Genomic DNA, 9,393 nt, shown 5'->3' with positions numbered 1-9,393 from the left:
GGTCCGTGACGCCCGTGACGGCGAAGCGGGAGGTGCACACCTCGGTGGTGGTGGCGAACGGGGAGACCGTGATCCTGGGGGGCATGATCAAGGAGACGGAGCGGGCCCTCAGGCGGCGCGTGCCGGGCCTGTCCTACATCCCCCTGATTGGCAGCCTGTTCCAGAAGGTCTCGAAGGAGAAGGAGAAGGTGGACTTCGTCATCTTCCTGACGCCCCAGATCATCTCGAACCCCGAGGAGATGCGGGGCGCGACGCTCCGGGCCTCCGGCCTCACGGACGCCTTTGCCTCCGCAGACGTCACCAACGGGGATGCGAAGGTCTTCCCGTCCGGCGCGCGGCCTTTGCTGGCGAGCATGGACGTGAACCCCATCGAGCGCGAGGTCGATCGCCGCTTCCAGGAGCTCTATCACGAGAGCGTCCGAAAGAGCAGGAGGCAGTAGCGATGCCCGAACGCCTGAGGAGCGTGGACGTCCGGGCCCTGGGAGAGGGCCCGGAGGCCACCGCCCTCCCCGTCGGCGGGGACGCGCCGCTGCCGCCCCTGCCGGACGCAAAGGAAGTCTCCGAGCTCCTGCCGGAGGGGATGGGCCTTGACGTGTTGCGCCAGGGCGGCGTGGTCCCCCTTCGCATCGACGACGGCGTGCTGATCGTGGGAGCGTCGTCCCTGGACGCCTGGCCGAAGGCTCAGGTGCTGGCCACGGCCCTGGGGCGTCCCGTGGAGATCGAGCTGCGCACGGAGTCGGAGGTGAGCGAGCTCCTGCGCAAGCTCTACGACCTTCGCAGCGTGGCCGCGGACGAGGCGGCGCGGAAGATGGAGGGCATCGACGACATCGAGGACCTGAGCCGGGAGGACGTGTTGAGCGACTCGGTGGACGTGCCGGTCATCCGTCTGGTGAACGGCCTCTTCGTGGACGCGCTGCGCCAGCGCGCCACGGACATCCACGTGGAACCCTACGAGGACGACGTCCTGATCCGCTTTCGCATCGACGGTGTGCTGCAGGACCGCCTGCGCCTGCCGCGCACGCACCAGGCCCCACTGACGAGCCGCATCAAGGTCATGGCCAAGATGGACATCGCGGAGCACATGACGCCCCAGGACGGCCGGATCGGCATCACTCTGGGGGACAGGGCGGTGGACGTCCGGGTGGGGCTCGTGCCGACGCAGTACGGCGAGCGGATGGCCATGCGCCTTCTGGACAAGGGACACGGGCTCCTGACGCTGGAGGACCTGGGCATGGAGAGGGAGGAGCGCGAGACGATGGAGGCCCTGATCCACCGCCCCCACGGCATGATCCTCTTTACCGGCCCCACGGGGTCGGGAAAGTCCACGAGCCTCTACGCTATCCTTCAGGCCCTGGCCCGGCCGGAGGTGAACATCATCACGGTGGAGGACCCCGTGGAGTACGCCCTGCCGGGAGTGGCGCAGATTCAGGTGAACGAGAAGGCCGGCGTGACCTTCGCCTCCGCCCTGCGCTCCATCCTGCGGCAGGACCCGGACATCGTGATGATCGGGGAGATGCGCGACTTCGAGACGGCCCACATCGGCGTCCAGGCCTCCCTGACGGGGCACCTGGTGCTCTCGACGCTCCACACGAACGACTCCATCGGTGCCATCATTCGCCTGGTGGACATGGGCATTGAGCCCTACCTGGCCGCCAACTGCATGATCGGAGCGGTGGCCCAGCGCCTGGCGCGCCGCCTCTGTCCCCACTGCATGAGGGAGGTGGCCCCGCCGGCGGCCATGGCCCGTCAGGGGTTGAAGCGGGCGTTTGAGCCCGTGGGCTGCTCCGAGTGCCACAACACGGGCTACAAGGGGCGCATCGGCCTCTACGAGCAGTTCGTGGTGGACGAGGCGGTGCAGGAGGCCTTCGTGGCCGGAGCGACGGCCTCCAGGCTGCGGGAGATCGCACGGGAGGGCGGCTTCCGCACCCTGTGGGAGATCGGGCTCTCCGCCGTCGAGGCGGGGCGGACCTCGCCGGACGAGCTGATTCGCGTGGCGGGGGAGGAGTGACATGCCCCACTTCACCTATTCGGGTTACGACGCGCGGGGGAAGCAGACCAGGGGGACGGTGGAGGCCTCCTCCTCCATGCAGGCGGTGGAGCGTCTGACGGAGCGCGGCGTGGTGGTGGTGGACGTCGCGGCGGCGACGGAGAGGAAGCGCGGCGGACGCCCGAAGCTCCTGTCCCTCGACGCACACATCTTCTTCTGCCGCAGCCTGGCGTCCTACCTCAAGTCCGGCCTGCCCTTGGCGGACTCCCTGAGAATCATGGCGAAGCAGGCGCGGGACAGGCGCATGGGCCCGGCGCTGGAGAAGCTCCTTGCCGAGGTGGAGGGCGGGCGGAAGTTTCACACGGCCCTGGCCGAGAGCGGCGCCTTCCGCGAGAGTCTGTGGCGCGTGGCGGAGTCCGGCGAGCAGAGCGGCTCCCTCATCTCCGTGCTGGAGGAGGCTGCGGAGCAGTTCAAGCTGGAGGACGGCCTGGTGCGCAAGATTCGCGGCGCGATGACGTACCCCATCGTGATGGCGGTGGTGGGGGTCGGCGTCGTCACCTTCATGCTGACCTACGTGGTGCCGAAGATCTCGTCCCTGTTCGAGGACATGCACCAGACGCTGCCCCTGCCGACCCGTATCCTGATCGGCCTGTCCTCCTTTATCATCAACTGGGGCGTCTGGGTCCTGCTGGGGCTTCTGTTGCTGTTCCTGTGGATGAAGCGGCGCGGGAAGAAGATCGCGATCCCCTTCATGCGGGGCATCAACGAACAACTGACGCTGGCGCTCGTGACGTCGCACATCAGCACGCTCTTGCGCTCCGGAATCCCCCTGGTTCAAGCGCTGCGGATGGCCTCTTCGATGGACCCCAGGGCCAAGCGCTGGCTGGACTGCGCGGAGATGGTCAAGGCGGGGCACCGCTTCGACAGGGCCCTTGAGAAGACGGGCTTCCCGGAGGAGATCGTGGCGGTGGTCCGGGTGGGGGAGATGGGCGGCGAGCTGTCCCAGGCGCTCTCGAACGTTTCCGGCCAGTGCCGGGAGATCGCCCAGAGCCGGATGGAGCGCCTCTCGACGCTCATGGAGCCCATGATGGTGCTGCTTTTGGGCGTTTCCGTGGGCTTCATCGTCCTGGCGATTCTGACGCCGGTGTTCGACCTGGCGGGCATCGTAAAGTAGCGAAAATTAACGCTCCCGCATGTTGATTTGGCGCGGGCGCGCTTTGGGAGGAACGTGAGATGAGCAAGACGAAGTACGGTTTACACATGGCCCGTCGGCGCGGCTTCACGCTGATCGAGATCATGGTGGTGGTGGTGATCCTCGGCCTTCTGGCGGCTCTGGTGGTGCCGCGCATCGGCCCCCAGGTGGCGGAGGCCCAACGTACGATGGCCCGGTCGCAGATCAAGAGCTTCGAGGAGGCCCTGGAGATGTATCGAATGCACAACGGCTTCTACCCCTCCACGCAGCAGGGCTTGGACGCGCTGGTGAAGGCGCCCACCATCTCCCCCGTGCCGAAGCACTACATCGAGGGCGGGTACTTGAAGAAGGTACCGGACGACCCCTGGGGCAACCCCTACATCTACCGCAACCGAAACGGGCGCATCCAGATCGTCAGCACCGGTCCGGACGGCGAGGAGGGCGGTGAGGGCGAGGGCGCGGACGTCACGAACGATGACTGATTCCCCGCCCTTCGGGGAGGCGCGGCGGCGCGCCTTCACGCTGATCGAGATCATGATCGTGCTCACGATCGTGGGGCTCATGGCCGCTGTCCTGGTGCCGCGCATCTCGTTTTACTACGAGCCTCCCGCGGCGCTGCTGCAGCGCAGCGTGGAGGAGGCTGGGGACCTGGCCCTGTCCGGAGTGTCCATCCGCTTCGTGCTGAAGCCGGAGGAGCGCTCCAGGCGCGGCCGCATCGACGTGGAGGCGCTGGTCCGTCAGGCCCCGGACAGCCGGGACCTCAGCGTCTTCCTGGGCACGGCCAGGGCGCGGGAGGGCGTGTTGGCCTGGAGCCCCGTGAAGCTGGCCTACCCGCCGGCGGGAGAGGGCTGGAGCATGGAGCCGGAGGTCGTCTACTTCTACACGGATGGCTCCTGCACGCCGGCCCGGATATCCTGGGCGGACCCAGGGACGGCGGAGGGCGCAGCGGAACGCTTCCTCCTGACCGTGACGGGCTACTGCGCCCCGGTGCCCCGGCGGGACCGCTGACGGCCGTGCCAGAGACCTCCGACGGATGAGCCCGTCCGGGGGATACGATGTCGTTCGAACGACCGCCGGACGGAAGGTGCCGGCGCAAAGGGGCCGATGGGGCGACGTGCCCCATCGGCCCTTTACGTTTGTGCTTCGTGGCGCGGGGGGATCAGGTCAGGACGCCCGCACGCTTCGGCTGGAAGAGCAGCCCGGCGAGGCAGCAGGCGATGGAGATTCCCGTGCCGCTCAGGATTGGGTCCACGGGCAGGTCCAGGAGGAGGACGGCCGCGACCGCCGATGGGCCCAGAACGATCGCAGCCACGATGAAGGGCGGACGAATGTGCCCCTTCAGCATCAGGGCGCAGGTCATGGGGGCGAACACCACTGCCCCCCGCAGGCCCATGGAGAGGAAGCCCAGGTCGTTCAGCTTGCTGTCGTGGGCGAGGACGGCCAGCGCCGCCCCGACGACGAGGATCCCCACGATGGTGAGGCGCGTCGCCAGGAGCTCCTTCGAGGCGGTGTCGATGCACTTCGTGGCGCGCCGGTACAGGTCCTCCACCAGGATGGTAGCCATGCCCAGTGACAGCCCCGCCCCGCCGCCGATCACCGTGATCAGGAGCGTCCCCAGCACGGCGCCGGCCATCAGCGGCGGCATGTGGTCCATGGCGAAGGCCGGCAGCACGTGCAGCGTGCTGGCCAGGACCGGAAGGTCGGGGATGGCCTGTCCTGCGGCGGCGAGCGCCTCCACCTCCGCCTGGGTGATGTAGTGGGCGCGCACCGAAAGCCCCATGAGGATGCCCGCGGCTCCGAGGATGGGGATCAGGAGGGCGCTGATCAGCACGCCCCTGCGCGCCGCCGCGTCGGTCCTGGCGCTCCAGACGGCCTGGGCGTAGGTCTGGGTGGAGAGGACCCCAACGATGAGGGACAGGCAGGAGCCCATGTCCGTGGGGAGGCCGCGGGCAGTAAGGCTGGCGAAGCGCTGCGCCAGGTCCCCTCCGTCCGCCACGTTGGGGACGTTGGCGGCGGCGCGCTGGACCATCCCCAGGGGAGTGCCCGCCAGGAGGTTCGAGAGCGTCTTCGAAAGTCCGGTAAGCCCGCCCTCGAAGCGCAGCACCAGTACGATGCCGGCCATAAAGGCCAGGTAGAGCAGGGCCACCTTCACCACGCCGCCCATGCCCGCCCCCCAGGCGCCGCCGAACACGATGTAACAGCCCATCACGGCCACGGTCAGGACGGCGGCCCACGCCATGGAGAGGTTGGGGAACAGGATCGTGAAGATACCGATGCAGGCGATGATCTGCGACAGCACGGTGATGAAGATGCCCACGGCGCTCAGCACGGTTCCGATGCTCTCCGCCGTTCCGCCGTACTCCTTCGAGATGACCTGCAGCTCCGTCACGCAGCCGCTGGCCCGGAGGGCGCGGACGTAGCCCAGGGCCATGAGGAGGCATCCCAGAGCCGACCCCAGGGTGAACCACCAGGCCGTCAGGCCGTAATAGAAGGCCATCTGCGCGGAGCCGATCGTGGACTGAGCGCTGACGAGGCTCCCCATCAGCGCGCCGCAGACCAGGGCGGGCCCCGCCTGGCCGCCGCCGGTCAGGAAGTCCGCCTCGTTCTTCACCCGCCTGCCCGACCAGATCCCTACGCCGACGATCAATGCCAGCACCAGCACGATCCCCAGCCCCATCTGAAATTCCATGAGATCAATCCCCCCTGCCGCAGCGGCGGCCCTAAAATGACTTGTGGCCCTGCAGTCCGCGCTCTCCCGTCGGCTCGCCGCCCTTCGCGATCATGGCGCAGGGAATCCGCGCGCCTGCGAGATATTCCTACCCTTCGTCTGTGGCGTTCTCGGAAGGCTTTGAGGCGAGGGACGCCTTCCGGAGCCCCGCCCCGTCGGCGAGGCGGTCCGTCAGTGCCCCCAGCCGCTCCGTCAGCGTGTCCAGCGAGTAGGCGAGCTTCAGGCAGGCCAAGAGCATCAGTTCCTCCTGAGCCGTCCCACGGGCGGGATCTCCACAGACGTCGCGGAGCAGGGCCTGCACGCGGGAGAGCGCCGCATCGTCCAGAGGGGTCTTGATGGTGTAGGTCCTCTTTCCGACGGTCAAGGGCACGTTCCTTGGCGCCTTCACGACCGTCAGCCCCGCTGCTGTTCCATCACGAGCTCGATGAGGCGGTCGTTCAGGGTCTGGAGCTTCGCCTCGATCTCCGTGCCGCTGCGCTCCACGTGCGCGGACTCCTCCGCCGCCTCCTCGATGGCCCGCGCCATTTCCTGGCGGACGCGGACGCACTCCTCGTCGCGCTCGGCGACGCAGGTGCTGAGGCGGGCCACCTCGCGCCGCAGGTCGTCCCGCTCCTCGATCAACGTCTCGATCTGCTCCGACAGGCGATCCACAAGGTTCTCAATGTTCCTCAGTTCCATCCGTACAACCACTCCTCCTCCGCACGGTACGGCCCTGCCGGGCCGGAGGCTCGACAGGGCCGGGATGACTTACCGTATATTGTACCCTTTCCGCGCCAGGGTGTCCCGCACCTTCCGGTGGATGGACTCCACTTCCTCGTCCTTCAGGGTGCGGTCGGGGGCGCGGTAGTTCAGCGAGTAGGCCATGCTGACGAAGCCGTCGGGCACGCCCTTTCCCGCGTAGACGTCGAAGAGGCGAAGCGTTTCCAGGATGTCGCCCCCCGCCTCGCGGGCGGCCTCGCGGACGTCCGCAGCCACCTCGTCCTGGTCGCGGCCCGCCGGCACGAACATGGAGATGTCGCGCAGGGAGGCGGGGAAGGGGCTGCCGGGCTTGTAGCGTGGCTTGCGCAGCACCTCGAGGGGCGCCAGGTCCAGCTCGAAGAGGCAGACCGGCCCCGTCACGTCCAGTTCTTGCTCCAGGGCCGGCTTCAGGCGGGCCAGCCAGCCGATCCGCCTCTCCCCTTCCGGCGTGACGGCCCGAACCTCGGCCGTCTGCCCGGAGTGGGCGAAGGGCTCGCGGCCCGGCACGAAGCGCGGCGTCAGCCCCCGGCCCAGGAGCAGCGCCTCGACGTCCGCCCGGACGCTGTAGAAGTCCTCCTCCTGCCCCTTCCATGGCGTGCGGGGGTCCGTGCCGTTGAAGGCCAGCCCCGCCACGCGGTCGATCTCCACGTGCTCCGCCGCGCCGGGCGCGGTCCTCAGGAAGGCGCGTCCCTGCTCGAACGTCCGTACCGCGCCGCGCCAGCCGGAGGCCAGGGTCGTCCGAAGCCCCATAAGCAGCCCCGGCACGAGGGTGGTGCGCATGGCGATCTGGTCGCGGCTGATCGGGTTGGCCAGCGTCAAGGGGTGCGCCCGCAGGTCCTCGTCCGGCAGGTGCAGCCGGGCCGGAAAGTCCTCGGGCAGGAAGCTGTAGGTCATGACCTCGGTGTAGCCGCGCGCCACGAGGGTGCTGCGCAGGGCGGCGGCCAGGCTGGTGGGAGAGCCCACCTCCGCGCGGACGGGCATCTCGCCCGGCAGGCGGCCCGGCTCGTCGTTGTAGCCCCGGAATCGGCCAACCTCCTCGATGAGGTCCTCCTCGATGGAAACGTCCGGCCTCCAGCTCGGCGGCAGGAAGGTCCGGGCGTCCTCCGTTCCGCCGCAGCGCGCGATGCCGAAGCCCTCGAGGATCTCCTGGGCCCCGTCCATGTCGTCGAAGGACAGGTAGACGGAGAGCTTTCGCCGCGTCAGGGTCACGGGCTTCGGGGCGGGGAGGGCGTTCTCGGCGGACAGCGGACGGCAGCTCACGTCCGCTCCGCACCAGTCGCGCAGGAGGGACAGTGCCGCGGAGAGGGCCGTCGCGGAGAGGGTGGGGTCCACCGTGCGGGAGAAGCGGAAGGCGGCCTCCGAGGCGATGCCGAGGCGACGGGCCGTGTGCCCCACCCGCACGGGGGAGAAGCAGGCGCTCTCCACCACGATCGTTCGGGTGTCCTCCGCGATGCCGGTCTGCTTCCCTCCCATCACGCCGGCCAGGGCGATGGGGGTCCCGCCGCTCGTGATGAGCATGTCGCGCTCCGTCAGGAGGCGCTCCTTGTCGTCCAGGGTCGTCATGCGCTCGCCCTCGCGGGCGGCGCGCACCGTGATCTCCCGCTCCGGCAGCGTGTTGAGGTCGAAGGCATGGAGGGGCTGTCCCAGCGCCAGCATGACGTAGTTCGTGGCGTCCACGGCGTTGGTGAGAGGCCTCATGCCCATGTGGCTCAGGTCGATCCGCGCCGTCAGGGGCGACGGCCCGATCCCGGCGCCTGTGGCCAGCCCCAGGCGGTAACACAGGCAGCCCCGGTCCGGCAGGGAGATGGCGCCGAACCGTTCCGTCCAGTCCTCCTCCTGCTTCAGGGGCGCCATCCACGCGGGCGTCCTGAGCGTCGCGCCGGGGAAGAGCCCCTTCAGCTCCCTGGCCACGCCCAGGAGGCTCAGGAGGTCACCGCGGTTCGGGGTGACGGAAACGTCGAGCACCGTGTCCCCCAGGTGGTAGAGGGCCTCCGCCGGGACGCCCACGGGGGCATCCGGGGGCAGGATCAGGAGCCCTTCGGGGGAGTCCACGTCCGGCAGGCCCAGCTCCTCGGCGGAGAGCATCATCCCCGCGCTGTCCACGCCGAAGAAGTCGCGCATGCCGAGCTCCGTGCCGTCGGGCAGGATGGAGCCGGGGGGCGCGTAGAACACCAGGTCCCCCTGCTTCATGTTCACGGCGCTTGTGATGCAGAGGGACTGCCGTCCATCGCCGGCGTCCAGACGGGCGACCGAGAGGCGGTCCTGAGTCGGGTGCTTCTCGAGGGAGGCGATCCGCGCCGTCACGACGCCCCTCATGGCCCCCGCCGTGCGCCGCAGGCCCTCGACCTCCGCGCCGGAGAGCGTCAGGCGCTCCGCGGCCTCCTCCGGCGAAACGCCGACGTCGATAAAGTCCTTCAACAGCTCCCAGGATACGAGCATCAGGCATCCCTCCCCGACAGGAAATAGGAAACGTTGCCGTCAAAGAGCAGGCGCAGGTCGGCAATGCCGTACTTCAGCATGGCCATGCGGTCCAGCCCCAGGCCGAAGGCGAAGCCGTTGTAGCGCTCCGGGTCGATGCCTCCGGCCCGCACCACCTCCGGGTGGACCATGCCCATGCCGCCGGCCTCGAGCCATCCCGTGCCCTTGCACACGCGGCAGTGGGAGTCGCGCCCGCCGCACACCACGCACTCGATGTCGAGCTCCATCGAGGGCTCCGTGAAGGGGAAGTAGCTGGCGCGGAAGCGGTTC

Annotated in this window: 8 protein-coding genes and 2 pseudogenes; 5 read left to right on the top strand and 5 right to left on the bottom strand. The window is 69.0% G+C overall.

Annotation, left to right across the window (positions count from 1 at the left end):
- The 5 genes and pseudogenes from Q0629_RS00075 to Q0629_RS00055 form a co-directional block, all read left to right on the top strand.
- Nucleotides 1-440, top strand: a pseudogene (locus Q0629_RS00075) (hypothetical protein); the annotation flags it as partial.
- Between the two features lie 2 nt (nt 441-442).
- Entirely contained in the window at nt 443-2,008 is a 1,566-nt protein-coding gene (locus tag Q0629_RS00070; RefSeq protein WP_298777406.1) for a GspE/PulE family protein, read from the top strand.
- Nucleotide 2,009: 1 nt separating this feature from the next.
- Entirely contained in the window at nt 2,010-3,161 is a 1,152-nt protein-coding gene (locus tag Q0629_RS00065; RefSeq protein ID WP_298777405.1) for a type II secretion system F family protein, read from the top strand.
- A gap of 59 nt (nt 3,162-3,220) precedes the next feature.
- Nucleotides 3,221-3,661, top strand: a complete 441-nt coding sequence (gspG, locus tag Q0629_RS00060) for a type II secretion system major pseudopilin GspG (protein WP_298777404.1) — start codon at nt 3,221-3,223, stop codon at nt 3,659-3,661.
- Nucleotides 3,654-4,187, top strand: a complete 534-nt coding sequence (locus Q0629_RS00055; RefSeq protein ID WP_298777403.1) for a prepilin-type N-terminal cleavage/methylation domain-containing protein — start codon at nt 3,654-3,656, stop codon at nt 4,185-4,187. Before gspG ends, Q0629_RS00055 begins: the two co-directional genes overlap by 8 nt.
- Before the next feature lie 151 nt (nt 4,188-4,338).
- Here the strand turns inward: Q0629_RS00055 and Q0629_RS00050 are convergent, their stop codons facing one another.
- From Q0629_RS00050 to pheS, 5 genes and pseudogenes are all read right to left on the bottom strand, one after another.
- Nucleotides 4,339-5,868 carry a sodium:solute symporter family protein gene (locus Q0629_RS00050; protein ID WP_298777402.1) on the bottom strand — a complete coding sequence of 510 codons (1,530 nt, stop codon included), beginning with the start codon at nt 5,866-5,868 and terminating at the stop codon, nt 4,339-4,341.
- Between the two features lie 127 nt (nt 5,869-5,995).
- Nucleotides 5,996-6,271, bottom strand: coding sequence for a hypothetical protein (locus Q0629_RS00045; protein WP_298777401.1), 276 nt, complete (start codon nt 6,269-6,271; stop codon nt 5,996-5,998).
- Nucleotides 6,272-6,300: 29 nt separating this feature from the next.
- A complete protein-coding gene (locus Q0629_RS00040; protein ID WP_298777399.1) occupies nt 6,301-6,585 on the bottom strand; it encodes a hypothetical protein in 285 nt (94 codons plus the stop codon).
- A 69-nt stretch (nt 6,586-6,654) separates the two neighbouring features.
- The gene (gene pheT, locus Q0629_RS00035; RefSeq protein ID WP_298777397.1) at nt 6,655-9,084 is read right to left on the bottom strand and encodes a phenylalanine--tRNA ligase subunit beta; all 2,430 of its coding nucleotides are present in this window, start codon (nt 9,082-9,084) and stop codon (nt 6,655-6,657) included.
- Nucleotides 9,084-9,393, bottom strand: a pseudogene (pheS, locus tag Q0629_RS00030) (phenylalanine--tRNA ligase subunit alpha); the annotation flags it as partial. The pseudogene pheS and the gene pheT, both read right to left, overlap by 1 nt.

The sequence above is a fragment of the uncultured Fretibacterium sp. genome (assembly GCF_938030725.1).
Classification (GTDB): domain Bacteria; phylum Synergistota; class Synergistia; order Synergistales; family Aminobacteriaceae; genus Fretibacterium.
Note: the sequence above shows the minus strand (reverse complement) of the source record. Positions and strands in the feature narration are given on the sequence as shown.